17 protein-coding genes are annotated in these 16,075 nt (G+C 44.7%); 3 read left to right on the forward strand and 14 right to left on the reverse strand.

The window, feature by feature from the left end:
- Window positions 1-46: 46 nt before the first annotated feature.
- The 11 genes from ACHUFM_RS14535 to ACHUFM_RS14585 form a co-directional block, all read right to left on the reverse strand.
- Window positions 47-322, reverse strand: a complete 276-nt coding sequence (locus ACHUFM_RS14535; protein WP_063333641.1) for a RebB family R body protein — start codon at window positions 320-322, stop codon at window positions 47-49.
- Window positions 323-401: 79 nt separating this feature from the next.
- Window positions 402-662: a RebB family R body protein gene (locus tag ACHUFM_RS14540; protein WP_394183047.1), complete on the reverse strand. Its 261-nt coding sequence runs from the start codon at window positions 660-662 to the stop codon at window positions 402-404.
- A 37-nt stretch (window positions 663-699) separates the two neighbouring features.
- Window positions 700-960: a RebB family R body protein gene (locus tag ACHUFM_RS14545; protein ID WP_063333639.1), complete on the reverse strand. Its 261-nt coding sequence runs from the start codon at window positions 958-960 to the stop codon at window positions 700-702.
- Between the two features lie 48 nt (window positions 961-1,008).
- On the reverse strand, window positions 1,009-1,269 hold the full coding sequence (locus ACHUFM_RS14550) for a RebB family R body protein (RefSeq protein ID WP_063333638.1): 261 nt from the start codon (window positions 1,267-1,269) through the stop codon (window positions 1,009-1,011).
- 249 nt (window positions 1,270-1,518) lie between these two features.
- Window positions 1,519-1,725: a RebB family R body protein gene (locus tag ACHUFM_RS14555; RefSeq protein ID WP_063333637.1), complete on the reverse strand. Its 207-nt coding sequence runs from the start codon at window positions 1,723-1,725 to the stop codon at window positions 1,519-1,521.
- A 283-nt stretch (window positions 1,726-2,008) separates the two neighbouring features.
- A complete protein-coding gene (locus tag ACHUFM_RS14560) occupies window positions 2,009-2,590 on the reverse strand; it encodes a LysE family translocator (RefSeq protein ID WP_394183049.1) in 582 nt (193 codons plus the stop codon).
- A 66-nt stretch (window positions 2,591-2,656) separates the two neighbouring features.
- Window positions 2,657-3,484 (reverse strand): AraC family transcriptional regulator, encoded by an 828-nt coding sequence (locus ACHUFM_RS14565; protein ID WP_394183050.1) that lies wholly within the window; start codon window positions 3,482-3,484, stop codon window positions 2,657-2,659.
- A 200-nt stretch (window positions 3,485-3,684) separates the two neighbouring features.
- The gene (locus ACHUFM_RS14570) at window positions 3,685-4,578 is read right to left on the reverse strand and encodes a helix-turn-helix domain-containing protein (protein WP_394183052.1); all 894 of its coding nucleotides are present in this window, start codon (window positions 4,576-4,578) and stop codon (window positions 3,685-3,687) included.
- Window positions 4,579-4,761: 183 nt separating this feature from the next.
- Window positions 4,762-5,556 (reverse strand): heme ABC transporter ATP-binding protein, encoded by a 795-nt coding sequence (locus ACHUFM_RS14575; protein ID WP_394183053.1) that lies wholly within the window; start codon window positions 5,554-5,556, stop codon window positions 4,762-4,764.
- Window positions 5,557-5,579: 23 nt separating this feature from the next.
- Window positions 5,580-6,638: a FecCD family ABC transporter permease gene (locus tag ACHUFM_RS14580; protein ID WP_394183055.1), complete on the reverse strand. Its 1,059-nt coding sequence runs from the start codon at window positions 6,636-6,638 to the stop codon at window positions 5,580-5,582.
- Between the two features lie 3 nt (window positions 6,639-6,641).
- On the reverse strand, window positions 6,642-7,565 hold the full coding sequence (locus ACHUFM_RS14585; RefSeq protein ID WP_394183057.1) for a heme/hemin ABC transporter substrate-binding protein: 924 nt from the start codon (window positions 7,563-7,565) through the stop codon (window positions 6,642-6,644).
- A 179-nt stretch (window positions 7,566-7,744) separates the two neighbouring features.
- On the opposite strand from ACHUFM_RS14585, the gene ACHUFM_RS14590 reads away from it, so the two are divergent.
- The gene (locus tag ACHUFM_RS14590) at window positions 7,745-9,829 is read left to right on the forward strand and encodes a TonB-dependent receptor (RefSeq protein ID WP_394183058.1); all 2,085 of its coding nucleotides are present in this window, start codon (window positions 7,745-7,747) and stop codon (window positions 9,827-9,829) included.
- 18 nt (window positions 9,830-9,847) lie between these two features.
- On the forward strand, window positions 9,848-10,300 hold the full coding sequence (locus ACHUFM_RS14595) for a hypothetical protein (protein WP_394183060.1): 453 nt from the start codon (window positions 9,848-9,850) through the stop codon (window positions 10,298-10,300).
- A gap of 55 nt (window positions 10,301-10,355) precedes the next feature.
- Here ACHUFM_RS14595 and ACHUFM_RS14600 read toward each other — a convergent pair whose 3' ends face one another.
- Both ACHUFM_RS14600 and ACHUFM_RS14605 read right to left on the reverse strand, forming a co-directional pair.
- Window positions 10,356-11,708 carry an MATE family efflux transporter gene (locus ACHUFM_RS14600; protein ID WP_394183062.1) on the reverse strand — a complete coding sequence of 451 codons (1,353 nt, stop codon included), beginning with the start codon at window positions 11,706-11,708 and terminating at the stop codon, window positions 10,356-10,358.
- A gap of 151 nt (window positions 11,709-11,859) precedes the next feature.
- The gene (locus tag ACHUFM_RS14605) at window positions 11,860-13,218 is read right to left on the reverse strand and encodes an amidohydrolase family protein (protein ID WP_394183063.1); all 1,359 of its coding nucleotides are present in this window, start codon (window positions 13,216-13,218) and stop codon (window positions 11,860-11,862) included.
- A gap of 552 nt (window positions 13,219-13,770) precedes the next feature.
- Here ACHUFM_RS14605 and ACHUFM_RS14610 point away from each other — a divergent pair.
- Entirely contained in the window at window positions 13,771-14,784 is a 1,014-nt protein-coding gene (locus tag ACHUFM_RS14610; RefSeq protein ID WP_394183065.1) for an ABC transporter substrate-binding protein, read from the forward strand.
- 4 nt (window positions 14,785-14,788) lie between these two features.
- Here the strand turns inward: ACHUFM_RS14610 and ACHUFM_RS14615 are convergent, their stop codons facing one another.
- Window positions 14,789-16,036 (reverse strand): multidrug effflux MFS transporter, encoded by a 1,248-nt coding sequence (locus ACHUFM_RS14615; protein ID WP_394183067.1) that lies wholly within the window; start codon window positions 16,034-16,036, stop codon window positions 14,789-14,791.
- Between the last annotated feature and the right edge of the window lie 39 nt (window positions 16,037-16,075).

The following is a 16,075-nucleotide window of genomic DNA, read 5'->3' on the forward strand; positions in this document are numbered from 1 at the left end:
GTCAGGGTGTTGCCTAATTACGTTATATCGATGACTCTTATGAGGCCTATGCTTCAGGAGCATCATCCGGTTCAATAATGCTTTCCGCACTACGTCCAATGACGGAACTACCAATCGACATCAAGGAGTTCACACCTTGTACTGTGGCCGCTTGCATGGTGATTTGCGCCTGTTGCTGCGCACTGGTGCCATTATGAGCTGCCGTACCTAGCGCTTGGCTGGTTGACAGCAACATGTTCCCCATCGCCATGGCTGGCGTTTCGCCAACGACTTTGGTATTCACCTGCGTCACTGAGTCAGTGATTTGTTCATTTACTGGCATAATCTTCTTCCTTTTGTTTCACTTGGCTTCATTTTCAAATATGAGTGAAGACGCCTTCACTCTCTATTCGATTTTCCCTTTAACCTGGTTCGATAATGCTTTCTGCACTACGTCCAATGACGGAACTACCAATCGACATCAAGGAATTCACTCCTTGTACTGTGGCCGCTTGCATGGTGATTTGCGCCTGCTGCTGTGCACCAGTACCATTGTGCGCTGCTGTACCTAACGCTTGGCTGGTTGACATCAACATATTGCCCATCGCCATGGCTGGTGTTTCCCCTACGACTTTGGTGTTGACCTGCGTGACAGAGTCGGTAACTTGTTCATTTACTGGCATGATTACATTCCTTATTTTGAATTAAGATTACTCGTTACTAGCCTTTTTCAATGATACCTTCCGCCCCTCGCCCTAATACCGCTGAGCCAATTGCTGTAAGCGAATTGACCCCTTGGACTGTGGCAGCTTGCATGGTGATCTGGGCTTGTTGTTGAGCCGATGTTGCATTGTGAGCTGCTGTACCCAAAGCTTGGCTGGTAGACAACAACAAATTCCCCATTGCCATGGCTGGCGTTTCACCCACTACACTGGTATTCACCTGAGTGACCGAGTCGGTTATTTGCTCATTTACTGGCATGGTTTAACTCCTTTACTCTTTCTAATCTTGTTGAGCTCTCAGGGCGGTTTAGCCTTTCTCAATGATTCCCTCAGCACCACGACCAATCACCGCAGAGCCAATCGCCATCAGAGAATTAACCCCTTGAACCGTCGCCGCTTGCATAGTGATTTGTGCTTGTTGCTGAGCCGCAGTGGCATTGTGTGCCGCATTACTCAACGCCTGACTGGTAGACATCAGTAGGTTGCCCATCGCCATAGCCGGTGTTTCGCCGACTACTTTGGTGTTGACCTGTGTGACTGAATCTGTGACTTGTTCATTTACTGGCATGGTGTTACTCCTTTTCAGTTGATTAAAATGGTATTGCTACAAGCTAATAGACTATTAGCTCCTCTCAATATGACGTTTGATACCTAACCTAATGTCTCAGTATCCATCATCATGAGTCAGTCAATGCCTTACACTTTATGTCATCATTTGCAGCAATAATGATCATACGTATAGGCATACTTGAGCCACGCTTTGTGTGAACAAGCAGGCTCATTAACCTTAATAAAATGCTGTCCGTTACCTTAGTGGTTATTCCTTTGAGCCTTGAGCGGCAATGGCATAAATCAGCCCTGAACCTAACGCCGTATTGGTGACCGTTATGGTTTGTATCTGTTGCTGAACATGGGTAGCATTTTGTGATGCCTTAGCTAACGAATCCGCGACCATGTTCAGATACATATTGCGCGAACTTACTGGCGACCACTCGGTTAATAGTTTTTCAATATCTATTGGCATCTCAAACTCCCTTTCAATAATCTGTCTATTAGTAACCTTATCTTCGCCACAACATAAAAACTGAGGGAAAAGAACGGATTAAAAGGGGCTTTCCATGTAACACAAACATCCATTTATGCTCATAAAAACCACTAGAATCTTCATACTGAGGCCCAGATCGGATAGAAATAAGGGGGTTAAGTGAAACGTAATCGACGTCAGAAACGACTAGAGAGAAAGTGAAGATAAAAGGAAAAGTCAGCGGCCAATACTGTGACAGCATTGGCGATGATGCTTGCTGCCATTAAGCAAATACAAACCGATACGCTACGTAGAACAACAACAGGGACATCAAACGGTTCACCCACGCCATCGCCTTGGGATTCATCGCGACGTGTTGTAGTCGAGATCCCGCCAACAGATACACACCTGGTGCACCAAAGGCCATGGCTGAAAGAATCAAAGACCAGACCGCAATATCCATTCCTGTAATCTCATATCGCGGATACTGTACCGTCACAATGGGTACGATCGCCACCAAGGCTTTTGGGTTGCAAAGCTGTAAAATCAGGCCAGTTTTAAAGCCAATCACGGTCGCTCCCGACTCGGTGGTTGTCGGATGAAAACTGGTTTGCATGATTTTCACCCCCAGATAAGCAATATACAGCCCACCCAAGGTCGCAATAATCGACTGATAACCTTCTGGAATGATTTCACCACCAAGATAGCCAAGCAGAAGAAACAGAATCAACATCGCCAGACCAACACCAGCACAGTAACCAAATGCTCGCCAGCCTTGTCCATTGACGCCCGCCAAAAGCGCAAGAGTATTGGCAGGGCCTGGGCTGTACATAACGCCAAAGGCGTAGATGATTATTTCAAGCATAGAAAAACCTCAAAAGATAATTTGATAAAGATGAAAAACAGATGAATCAGTGAGTGCGAAAGGTCGCTAGGTTCGTAACAAGGTGCGCCTAAATTGATGGGGAGTGACACCAAATATGGGTTTAAAGCGGCGATTAAAGTAACTGACATCCGTGAAGCCAAAGGTCAGCGCGACATCCGTCAATGACATGCCCATTGAAAGAGCCTCTTTGGCGCGGTTGATACGATAGTTTTGCCAATATTGATGTGGTGTCATGCCAAAATAATCACGAAAACAACGTAACAAATGATACTTAGACATGTGCGCCACTTGGCTTAGCGCGTCGAGAGAAACCTCTTCACTGACATGGGCATGCAAATAGTCTCTGACTCGCTCAAACACAGGGTCTTTTATACGTCGTTTAGGATCAATCTGAATGCCTTTTTGGTGGGCTAAATATTCAGCAAATTCAAACAAAGTTGACGAGTACTCCAAAGCGGATGACGCCTTGTTCTCGACCAAGTTGGCCAAACGCAAGATATGTCCTTGGAGCACTAGATCGTTTTGTACTGTGTGTTCTATACGAAAATCTTGAGCACAGCGAACGCCAGCACTCTCAAGCATAGGGTTTAATTGATCTGGATGGACATACAACATTTTATAATGAAGCGTATCGTCCGTACCGGAATGACCGTCGTGAGCATCCTCTGGGTTGAACACAATCACATTGCCAGAATAGCTCTTATGGTGTTCACCCAAGGCATAAAAATCTTGTCGGCCAGACAAGGTAACACCAAAAGAAAACTCTTCGTGGGCATGCGTTCCATAAGAAAAGTCATTCATTGACGCTTCGAGCAACATCACTTCATCACAGGAGGCGCTTTTCACAAACTGAAAACGATTTTCTACCGACATCACAACCTCCTCACTCGCCTCTTTACGACTTCAATTAGAATAGAATATCCAGTTTGAAGACAAAAAGATTGGACGATATTGCGCAATCCATTCATTAGACAATACTCAGACCGATTCAGAATGGAAATGAAGAACAACGCGCCGACGCTCAAAGAAGATCAAATCGGTTCGAACGAGAGTGATTAGGAAGACTAATTAGCTTATTGCTTACGCCATACGTTAGGTGTGACACCCACAATGCGCCTAAATGCTGCCGAAAATTTACTCGGGTTAGTGTAACCGACTTGTAGTGCGACATCGGTAATCATCAAAGATTTATCAACTAATAGCCGTTTGGCGTATTCCATACGACGAAACGTAAAATAGGCATAAGGAGAAAACCCCATTGATGCCTGAAATGATCGAGTAAACGAACGGACATCTTGATCGGTTAGTTTTGCCAGTTCAGCCACACTCACATCACTTCCAAGTCGGCTTTCCATAAAATCTAAAGTCCGCTGCAAACGTCGGCCATTTAATGGATAAACGATGTTTTTTTGTGGGAACTTCGGCTCATAGTCAACCAACCTATTTAACAGCGTATAAATCCCTTGCTCGAAAAATGCCCCAGATAAACCATGAACCTCAGCATCTCGCCACAGTGCGATCATAACGGCCGTTAGTAGTGGATCATTATGAAGTTGAGACGCGGCAGGAATAAAGTTCTCAACATGAAAACCTTCCCCATTATCTGGGGTAAAAGCATCGAGTTTAATCGCTATGCCTAACATTTGAGTTTGAGGCCAGTAGCCTGAAGCAATAGTGCCCGGTAATGCTATAGCAACGGTACCTGGGCGCAAAACACCTTCCAACGATGGCCCTTCACCTTCTCGTTTCATACGACCTATATGACCGGTACATAAATTAAGCATGAGAAACGGAGAAGGCTTTGCTGAAAAACAGCCTTCGGATGCCATAAACTCTGCGTGTGCTAATAAACACTCGCCTCGTTTATCTGAGATAGAAAGTGTGGGCACAATTCCTAAATCCTGCATGCGGCTATTAAAGCCTTTTAACTCAGTTTGAGAAGTCTGGTCCTTTAACTGATTTATCATTCAAAACACCTTAAAAGCAATCTCGTCCCTGAGACATTACGCGTTGCAATTAAAATCTATCCACTCACAAAAAATATCACGAATGAGAACGATTATCAAATAAAGCCATAACGTCAATACACTGTATATTAAACGTCTCTTTTTTGCGTCATGTTGAACGTTCAAAGCATCACACTTATGAATTTATTGCTGTTGGTCGAGTAAAACGGAAGGCTTTACGGTCACAGAATGATGATAGTATTCCGCTTTTATGCCATAAACATTTTCGAGATGTGATCGCTGTAAAACGTTTTCAGGCCTACCTTTCGTGATGATTTTTCCGTTATTTAATAGCACCAACTGATCCGCAAAACTGGCCGCTAAAGACAAATCATGAATCACCGCTAATACACCAATATTACGTTTCGTCAGCGTTTTGGCCAGCGATAGCACATGATATTGATGGAACACATCCAAACTGGACGTTGGCTCATCAAGAAATAAATAGCGAGCTTCCTCCTGTTCGTAAGGTAACCATAGCTGTGCTAATACCCTAGCCAGTTGAGTACGCTGCTGCTCTCCTCCTGACAACGTCACAAAATTGCGCTCGGCAAGGTGTTCTATTTCCATGAAATGCATAACATCCTGAAGGATCTCGAGTTTCTTAACTTGAGATATGCCTTCTTCATAATTAAAACAGCCCATCGACACCACCTCTATCACGGTAAAACTAAACCCCATTTGATACGATTGCGTCATAACGGCTCGTGTTTTAGCTAACTCAATAGGAGAAAAACAAGAGAGGCTTTTTTGATTAATATAAACGTCTCCTTTGCTGGGTGGCATATCACCGGAACAAGCTTTCAGTAAGGTGGATTTACCTGCTCCATTCGGCCCAATAAGCAGGCTTAACTCATTAGGTTTAATGGTTAAATCAATGTCATCTAAAAGCGTTTTTTTATTAACAGAGATGGACAAGGCTTGTATTTCAATATTCATACTGGGTTCCTGTAATCTCAATATTAATATCGACCAGTTTGTTTGTATAAAACAAACAAAAAGAAAGGGCCACCTAATGCGCTCGTCACCAAGCCAATGGGCAACTCAGCCGGTACAATCACAATACGAGCGATAACGTCTGTTATGGTTAAAAAGCTGGCACCAAACAACATACTGACGGGAAACAGAAAACGATGATCAGGACCAATAAGGATTCTGACTAGATGAGGGACAACAAAACCAACAAAACCAATCATCCCACTAATAGAGACTGCTGCACCAACAGCCATAGCAGTGTAAATAAAGACCTGTTTCTTTAAATACGATACCGACACGCCAAGATGCTGTGCTTGAGCTTCGCCGAGTAAATACAGATTAAGAGGGTTAGCCAGCCGACTAAGGCCAATCAGGCTAATGATGATTAACACTAACACGGGCAATATTAATGCCCAGCTATTACCGCCCAAGTTCCCCATGGTCCAAAACGTCAGCTCTCTTAGCTCACTGTCGCTACTCACAAGTGTTAAAATACCAATGAGAGAACCCACAATCGCATTTACCGCAATGCCAGATAGCAATAAAGTAATGATGGTGAACTGACCTTGGCGATTGCTTAATCTATAGATGATGGCACAGACCCCCAAACAGCCCAACATAGCCCCTATTGGTAGAGCATATTGACCGATCACACCCATTGCCTGAGGCCATAAAGAATAGCCCAGTACAATAACGGTCACGGCCCCCAAAGCTCCGCCACCCGCGACACCAATCAAACTAGGGTCAGCAAGTGGATTTCTAAACAGCGCCTGCATGGCGGCACCGCAAAGCCCTAATGCACCGCCGACACAGAGAGATAAAACTGTTCTAGGCAATCGAATTTCAAACAGAACCCGTGTGCTTAATGAACTGTTAACCTCTGAAAAGCCATGACTAACATAGGTTAAAATATCACTTTCCGATAAAGGTACAGCACCAACGACCAAAGCCCAAAAAGTCGAACACAGCATTAATCCCAACGTAAATGGGATCGCCATAAGTTGACGCTTACCCCGTTTTTGGTAAAGCGATACCATTTTTTGCATCGCTTATTGCTCTGCCATAGAAGGTAGATCGTCTCGCGGAGCGCGGAACTCATAGCCCGCAGGCAAAGGGAAGTCTTGATATATCATGGTGCCTAATTCAACAATCGCTTGCGGAGTACGAGGGCCAAAACCAAGGAGGTAAATACCATCTATGATGTAAACCTCTTTATTTTTCACCGCTTTCATATATTTGAAGTGAGCAAGCTCACCAATTTGCTTGAAAACATCTTGACGTCGATTCATGACAATTATGACATCAGGGTCTAATGCCAACGCCGACTCTGGAGACAGTTTTATCCAGCCATCATAATCGGCTAATAAGTTGATTGCTCCAACCTCTTCAACAACTGTATGAGCTGGTGTACCTGAACCTGACGCAATGGGTGCACCGTTTTCTAATGTAAGAAAAAATAGTACTTTAGGCGGCGATTTTTTGACCGACTCAGGAAGGTGCTGTTTCGCATAAGACAATGCATCAAGATCAATTTGAATGTCTTCTAAAAGAGAGTCACCTTTTTCTTCAACGTCCAGCAAGGAGGCAATCCGCATTATTTTTTCTTGTAACGCTAGGAGGGTATTATCTTTTTCTATTATGTCTGTTTTTACGCCGACTGAGGCGATTTGCTCAAGTGCTTTAATTGGACCAGTGTCCTCCTCTCCTAACAACAAATCAGGGTTTAAAGACAACACACCTTCTACCGCAATATTTCGGACATACCCTAATACTGGAAATTTTTTGGTGTCTTCAGGGTAGATGCTCGTAGAATCCACGCCCACAATACGGTCTTGTTCTCCAAGACGATAAATAATTTCAGTGATAGATCCGCCAGCCACCGCAATTCGCTCAGGTGGCGCGGGCGTTGCCATCACGCTAGCCGCATTCAAAGTCATTAAACAACTTAAAAACAACAATCGATATTTCGTCATAATTAATCCACAAAAAAAAAGAATAACAAAAATGATAAGCATTGTTATTTAAGTGTCAATGGAATTGAAATATTAGTCCCGCTATTGGAGCATTTCGGACGCTTATGGAGTGGTTTAAAGGTTGTCATCGCAATAGTATTAATGATAATTATTATCGATAACACCAAAAGGCTCAAATAATGCTCAACAAAACACTACTCTCCACTCTGTTTCTGCCACTGGCATTGGTTCCTGAAATGGCACAAGCAGAAGACAATAAAAATTCACTGTCAGATAATACACTGACGCTAGATGCCCTTATTGTCACAGCAAGCTTACTGGACCAATCTGTACAAGAAAGTGCAGAAAGCGCCGAAATTTTTGATGAAGAGGACATTAAAAATCAAGCCGGCATAACCACAGTCAAAGACATCCTAGAAACAACCTCCAATGTGTCGGTGATGGATGGCACAGGTACTGCACCGACAGTACGAGGTATAGACGGTACAGGGGCGGCTCAAAATGCCATTGCTCTTTTTGCTGGTGGTCGATCTAGATTGAGTTACGAAATAGATAACAGACCAATGTCGTTCAATGAAGTGGCCTATAGTGATATCAATTTATTTGATGTGAATACGGTTGAAGTCTTACGTGGGCCTCAAAGTACTCTAGTGGGCCGAAATGCCATGGCAGGCACGGTAAACATCAAAACGAATGACCCTGTCTTCGAAGACGAGACCATTTTACGAGCCGCAGTAGGCAACCATCATAACCAGCAAATGTCTGCGGTTGTAAACAGGCCAATCACAGAAGACTCAGTGGCAATCCGTTTAGCCGCAGACTGGACGGAACGAAAATCGTCTGTCGAATTCGAATCTTACGATGGGGTAGACGACCCAGGTCTATATGAAAGCGTTAATATCAGAGGTAAGCTCCTCGTTGAACCTGACACAGAAAACAACGCCAGACTACTAATTGGTCTATCTCATTCGGATTACTCAGGACCAGCGAACGAAGTAGTCTCAGAACCCTATCAAAACAAGGTATCAAATGCGGTAAAACAACCTCAACATAATCCTGTGACCAACACCATGTCCGTGGATTACTCTCAAGATCTTACCTCTGCTTTCCAATTTAGATTAAACGCTTCCGCAACAGATGTAGACTTTACTCGCACCACCGTAGAGAACAGCACAAATACGACAATTGATACCCGTGAATATGTATTGGAACCTCAAATTTACTACCGTGATAGCAAATGGAATGCCGTCGCAGGACTCTATTATTATCGTGCGCGAGAAGAACAATTCTCAGAACTCTTCAGCGTTGGCGATCTGCACTATGAAGACGAAACAGACACATTAAGTGCCTACGCAGAAAGCTCATTTGCGTTGTCAGAAGATCTCGCCCTATCACTGGGCTTGCGTCATGAGTATGAATCCCGACAACGTCATGGTGGTGATTACAGTGGTGGCATAACGGCAGATGATTTCAACCACGATGAAAGTTATTCCGAATTATTACCCAAAGTGGGCATCAACTGGCACCAGTCTGACAATCTCAGCTGGGGCGTACAAATTTCCAAAGGCTATAATGCAGGCGGCGCTGGCTGGACACTGAATTCTGCCACCTTTGCCGTAAACGACTATGAATACGAAGAAGAAACGTCCTGGACCTATGAAATTTATGGTCGACAAACTTTCTTAGCAGGACGAGTTAGTAGCACACAAAACCTTTTCCACACTCGCTATAAAGACCTTCAGTTAGCTTACAGTACGACTGACGATTGGAACAACGACGGCTCGTATTCTATTGTCAATGCTGACAAGGTGAATACTTGGGGGCTCGAACAAGGCTTAACGGTACTCGTGTCAGATCAACTCACATTGTCTGGTTCCATCGCCCTACTAAAGACTGAAATCGTGAAATTCTCCGATGATACGAGCTTAGAGGGCAACGACCTTGCTACGTCTCCAACCATCACATCTAGCCTCAATTTGGACTGGCAAAAAGAAGCTTGGCAAGCCAACTTAAATGTACGTTACTCCGACCGCTATTTTACCTACTTAGCCAACCAAGCTGAATCTAAAACAGACGCGTACATTGTGACGAACGTGAAAGCCTCTTACACGACAGGTAACGCTGAATGGTTTGCCAGTATTGATAATTTGTTTGATGAAGAGACAGCCGTTTTTCAGCGCTCAGACTCAGATTCTGCCTCCGCGGATTCAGCGGTACTACTTCAACCAAGAACCTTCTTAGTTGGCATTCAATATCAACTTTAGCGCTGTGATGGAAAAATAATGGGCATTTTAATACACGAAAATACGCATTGGCCTTTGGCGCTAACTATTGCACAAGAAAAGCTGACATTGGAACAACATATAGAGTCTTTAGAGAATTGGAATGCATGGTTTGACAAAAGCGAGCCGTTTCATGTTATTCGCCTTTATACCGACAAGGCCTCACTTGAACAAGATTCTGGCGTCGGTAAAGCGACGCTAGAATGGATGTCAAAAGGGGCTGACATCAAGTTTCGTAGTCTCGTAAACAGTATGATGATTATTGTCCCGCCCGATCAATATCCTCGCATGAAAAACATGAATGTGACGACGGTATTTGGTATTCCCGGTGGGATATTCTCTTCCATTGAAGACGCCTTTATCTGGTTTGATCAATGCAATGAAGATATGGACTTATCGAATTTAGCACCAAACTGGAAAGAGGCAGTCAAACACACCCTCAACTCATTTTAAACATTCCCCCCTATCTAACGTTATGCATAGGGGATTTTTCTCTATCATTATCAATTTAAACTGAGCTTGGTGAGTCACTTTTTTCAGCTTGTATCAACTGCTCTACCTGAACCAGTGCTCGACGATAAATAAACCAAGCACAGACACCCGCCAGTAGATTCCCCACTAGCACACCGATAAAAATACCTTTTAGTCCTGCCAGTTGAGACCCTAGCCATAAGCAAGGCAAGAAAAAAACAAACAGTCGCAAAGCCGATATAAGCAAGGCGGTGTAGGATTTGCCCAAGGCGTTAGACACCGACACCATGAGCATGCAAATACCTAAAGACCCTAAGCTAATCGGCACTAACACTAGGTATAAATGCAGCACGCTGGTGACTTGTGTATCACGGCTCATTAAACCGGCAATAAAACCAGATGATATAAAGGTTAATAAGGCAATTAGAATTTGAGAGGCGATGATGAATTTCACCGCTATGTGAACCAACTGACGAACGTCTTGTAGCTGTTTCGCCCCTAACATACGCCCTACCATGGGCGGCATAGACATGGTTAAGGCCAACACAGGCACAATCACAAAAAATTCAAAACGAGAACCCAACGCCCACGCCCCTACCACCGCCGCGCCAAAGCCTGCAAGAAGCTTGGTCGCCAACATTGAAGACACCGAAGGTAGCAACTGACTAACCATGGCGGGGCCCATGATATTACCTATCTGAGCTAGGCTGGCTTTCACATTAAGGTTTTTCCAATCCAAGCTTAGCCATTTGTTTTGCATCACTTTGGGCGCCACAATCAAGACCCCCAAACCAAATGACACTATGGTCGCCATAGCGGCCCCTTGAATGCCCAGATTCAGGGTAAAGATAAAAATAGGGTCGAGTATGATGTTTATCACACTGGTGAGTACCATGAGCACACCGGGCAAGATAGTATTGCCATTAGCGCGGCAAATACTGTAATAGAAATACAGGATGGCCCCTACCCACGAACTGACCAGCCAATAAGGCCAGTAGCTATCTATAATGGGATAAACATCGAAAGGCGCACTAAGCAGGGTTAAGATAGGGTATCTAAGCAGCCAGATAAGTAAGCCTAACAGCGCAATGCCCAGCCCACCCGACACCAACACTAAGCCTGCTAGCTGTTTTGCATAGGTTACATTCTGAGCCCCCAGAGCACGAGCAATCACCGCCGTCGCGGCAATACCTAAACCAATTTGCACACCCATTTGTATCATTTGCACCGGTAGGGTAAAACCCTGTGCAGCAAGGGGTAATACGCCTAATTGACCAATGAAAGCACTGTCGACCAGTTGAAAACTCATTAATGACAGAACACCAAATAACATAGGCCAAGTCATTTTGAAGAGTTCACGACCAAGAGAAGAAGCGGGAGTCACAGACATACGAGAAAAGACACTCAGATAATGATAAACGCTATATTATAACGCCTTTTCCGTGACTGTTTGGAAGAATCGCCACTTTAATTGTGAAGATATCAACGAAATCTCTTGCTGTAACACACTGACAAGGCTGATATGAATTCAATTAACCAAGCTAACTGCTGATTGCCCTAGCCAACAGATCCTGACAAGCCTCATTTACTTCTTGTTGCAATCTAGTTTTATTAACCCCGATAACGTCACCTTGTTTCACCACCAGCTTGCCATTGACAAAACTGTAGGCAATTTTAGCAGGTTCACCGCATAAAACCGGCGCTTCTAGTCGGCTATGTACGCCGGCATAACGCGGTGACGCCAACGAGTAAATGACAAGATCCGCAGCGTAGCCTTGTGCCAACTTACCCGTTTTCAAACCCAATAAGTCCGCGCCATTTTCACTTCCCCAGCGGATCACCTGCTCAATGTTAGTCGCTTCAGGCCCATGTTGAGAGCGATGAATCAACCAAGCTAAATTGAGTTCTTGCAACATAGACGCACTTTCACTGGATGCCGAACCATCCACGCCCAACGTGATCTTCATACCTGCTTGTTCCATAGCAATCACCGGAGCAAGACCGCTTCCAAGGCGACAATTTGATGTGGGACAATGAGCAATACTGGTTCCGGTTTGCGCCAATCGCTGAATGGCATCCTCGTCCGCCTTAACCAGATGAGCGAACCACACATCTTCCCCTAACCAATCACAATGGGCTGCGTAATCGATGGCACTCATGGAAAATTTTTGTTGGGCCATTTGCTCATCAAAGCCCACTTCCAGTAAATGCGAATGACGTTTTAAACCTCGAACTTTGGCCCATTCAGCAAAGGTCCTTAAATCTTCTACGGGCGAGGTATGTACCAAGCTAGTAGGCGCCACCACCAAACGCGTCATACTAAAAGGACTATCATCATGATGCTGTTGATAGGTCGTTCCCATGCGAGTCAAGGCCAGTGACAACGGCTCAGGCTGAATGGCACTGCCTTGCATACCTTTATGGCTGCCCTGTGATGTTGCGCCGCCACGACATAACACAAAGCGCACACCAAGATCTTGTGCGGCCTGCCAAACCGCTTCTTCCAATTCCGGCGTCGTCGCAGCGTGATATAAATAATGGTGATCCGCACAAGTCGTGACGCCCGACCTTAATTGCTCAAACAGTCCCAACTTAGCCGCTGCATACATGTGCTCTGGGGTAATATGTGGCCAAAATTGATACGGCACACTAGCCAGCCACTCCCCTAACCCTTGATTCAAACCTGCGGGAACGCCTTTTAAAATGGACTGTGCCAAATGATGGTGAGTATTAACAAAACCTGGATAGATAACGCATTGGCTGGCATCAATAACAATGTCTTGATCCATGGCGACTAGACGATCACCAATATCGGCAATAATACCATCTTTAAGACGAATGGATACAGGACGATCAAAGCCAAACACCGCTTCTGCTTGATGAATAAAATACTGACTCATAACTCCCTCCGAATGGGAAAGAGCAATGTCTGGGCCGAATGGCACTAACCGCTTCTACTCTTTACTGCGAACCTTTATAAACCGATATAAACACCATCAAAGATAAGCAAAGCTTGTACCAAAGCTATTCAATCAGAGTTCACACACGCTTGCAGAATTTCCTGTTGATAAAATGCTCAATCAGCGTACAAGACATCGTTTCATTGCACATTATTCGTGCAACAAAAAGAACATTTTATCTGTTCATACCCAGTTGTTCTGCCAAAGCAGTAAACACAAGCTGGCCCACTTATTGCTATATCTTATCTGTGTGACATGAACACACAATGTTGAGTAGAAGCGGTCAGACTTATGCGGTTTATAAGTTAGGGCATTGCTCACGACCTGATTCGACCACCCTGTTTGGTGTCGAAAGGGAAGTGACAGACGTTTCTTATTCACGCCTGTGTACCCTGCCCTCTCGTCCTTTCAGCACCTCATTCTCTTTGTGGTTGTGATAGTAAAACCGCTTGGTAAAGCCTACTAAGCTGGATATCAACATGGAGAACACGTATGAAAACGACTCGATCCCAATCTCGTCATCTTATCAAGCGACTTGGCCTTAGCGCCGCCATCTTAGCTTGTTTCAGTCTCAGCAATGCCTTTGCAATGGACAAGGTTAAATTTCAACTCGACTGGTTACCCGGTGGCGACAAAGCCCCTGTGTATGTCGGTATCGAAAAAGGCTTTTTCAAAGCAGAAGGCATAGAAGTAGAGGTAGCAAGTGGTCGCGGTTCCAATGACGCCATCAACAAAATTGCCACCGGCAATGCCGATATAGGATTAAGTGACTTGGTGGCTCTACTGATGTCAAAGCAGCAGAACCAAGTACCCGTATCCGCTGTGTATTCGGTATTCAGTAAAGCGCCCCACGCTTTTTTTGTGTTAGAGGGTTCTGGTATAAACACAGTGTCTGACGTAGCAAACAAAAAGATCGCTACCTCTCCTTACACCTCATCCAATGTGTTTTTACCACTTTTGTTAAAGGTGAACCAAGTGGATGAAAACAGCATTCAACTAGTGAAAGCCGATCCAGGCGCCTTAAACCCTATGTTGATTCGTGGCAACACAGATGTGGTGATTTCATGGATAACAGACAAAGTGAAATATCAGGATCAAGCCATTCAAGCAGGTAAAACACTTCGCGTGCTCCCTTGGTATGACGCTGGCTTGGAGTTTTACTCAACTTCCGTCATCGCGGCAGATGACTTCCTTGAACAACATCCAGATGTGGTGAAACGTTTTACCAAAGCCTTCCAAAAAGCCGTTGTCTATACATGGCAACATCCAGAAGAAAGCGGCGAAATCGTTCATAAAAAGGTGCCCGAGGTAGACGCCAAAACCGCCACAGATACTATCATCTCGATCAAAAAACTAGTGCACAACAGCGTGAGTGATCAGGATGGCTTAGGGGAAATCACTCCAGAGCGTTTAGCGACGACTTGGAAATGGACGGCAACCGCGCAAGACATCAAAGTAGAGAGCTTCGATCCGGAAACCGCCATTCAGCGTCAATTCATGCCTTAATCGCCTATTCAGCAGACACGTTTTTCAGGGAAGAAAAACGTATTGCTACAAACATCAGCGCCGCACTGGTCACGGATAAAAGAAAGAAGCCTGTCGCAAAGGGCGTTAAGGTATTTTGATAAAACAGCCCTATAGAAGCTGACAAAACGATCGCAACAAAACTTGATAAAGAGGAAATCATCGATGCTCCCAAACCCGCTGTTCGCCCGAGTGGTTCCATTGCCATGGCATTGACATTACCAAACACCATACCAAAGCAAGAAAACATCGCCATGCAAATTCCCATAAAATACACAAAAGGTGGCACACCATCATAAGACAAGACCACCAGCGACAGCACAAAGGACAAGCAGACCATTAAGGTTAAAGCAAAATACACACAAGCTTTCATACCAACGCGCAGCACAATTTTTCCGTTAAAGAAATTCATGATACTGGAGCCAATTGCCATCATGGCGAAGTACAAAGGAAAATCGTCCCCTACCCCGTAAATATCTTGGAATATTGACTGTGCCGTACTGATATACAGCATCAAACTGCCAAAAATACAGCCCAACAACAGAGTAAAGGCCATGACCTCTTTATGATTTATGATGTCTCGCGCATCTCGCAGTAAACTGCGCCAATGCAAAGGAATGCGACGCTTTTTTGGCAAGGTTTCCGGTTGTCGCCAAAATAACCAAGCCAATGCGATTAAAGATTGAATCAACAACATAGCAAAAATCCAACGCCAATTGCCCAATTGCATCACCAACTGACCGATTGCAGGTGCGAGTAAAGGCACCAGCAAAAACACCATCATGATAAAAGACATGATGCGTGCCATGGCCGCGCCCTTATACAAATCTCGAATCAGCGCACGTGAAGCGATTTTCGGAGCCGATACGCCAAAGCCTTGGATCATGCGGCCAAGCAATAGCATTTCCAATGACATAGAGCACAACGCCACTAGGGTTCCCACTAAGTAAATGCCAATGCCTATGCCGATGCTCTTTTTCCGACCAATGGCATCCGACAAGGGTCCAAAGGTAATTTCACCAAACACCATACCCAAAATCATCGCCGAAATAATCCACTGGGTATGCTGGTAATTGTCGATGGCTAAGTCTTGGGCAATAAAGGAAAACGCTGGCAACATGGCGTCTGTGGTCAGTGCCGTCAAGGACATCATCAGAGCAAACAGAGTAATGAATTCCACTTCGGGAAGACGTTTTATTGAGGGATTTCGCACGACAGGATCAGAGCTCGACATACTTATCTTTAAAAAAGAGAACAGTCTATCCATCTTATG

Source organism: Marinomonas posidonica, from assembly GCF_043643765.1.
Taxonomy (GTDB): domain Bacteria; phylum Pseudomonadota; class Gammaproteobacteria; order Pseudomonadales; family Marinomonadaceae; genus Marinomonas; species Marinomonas posidonica_A.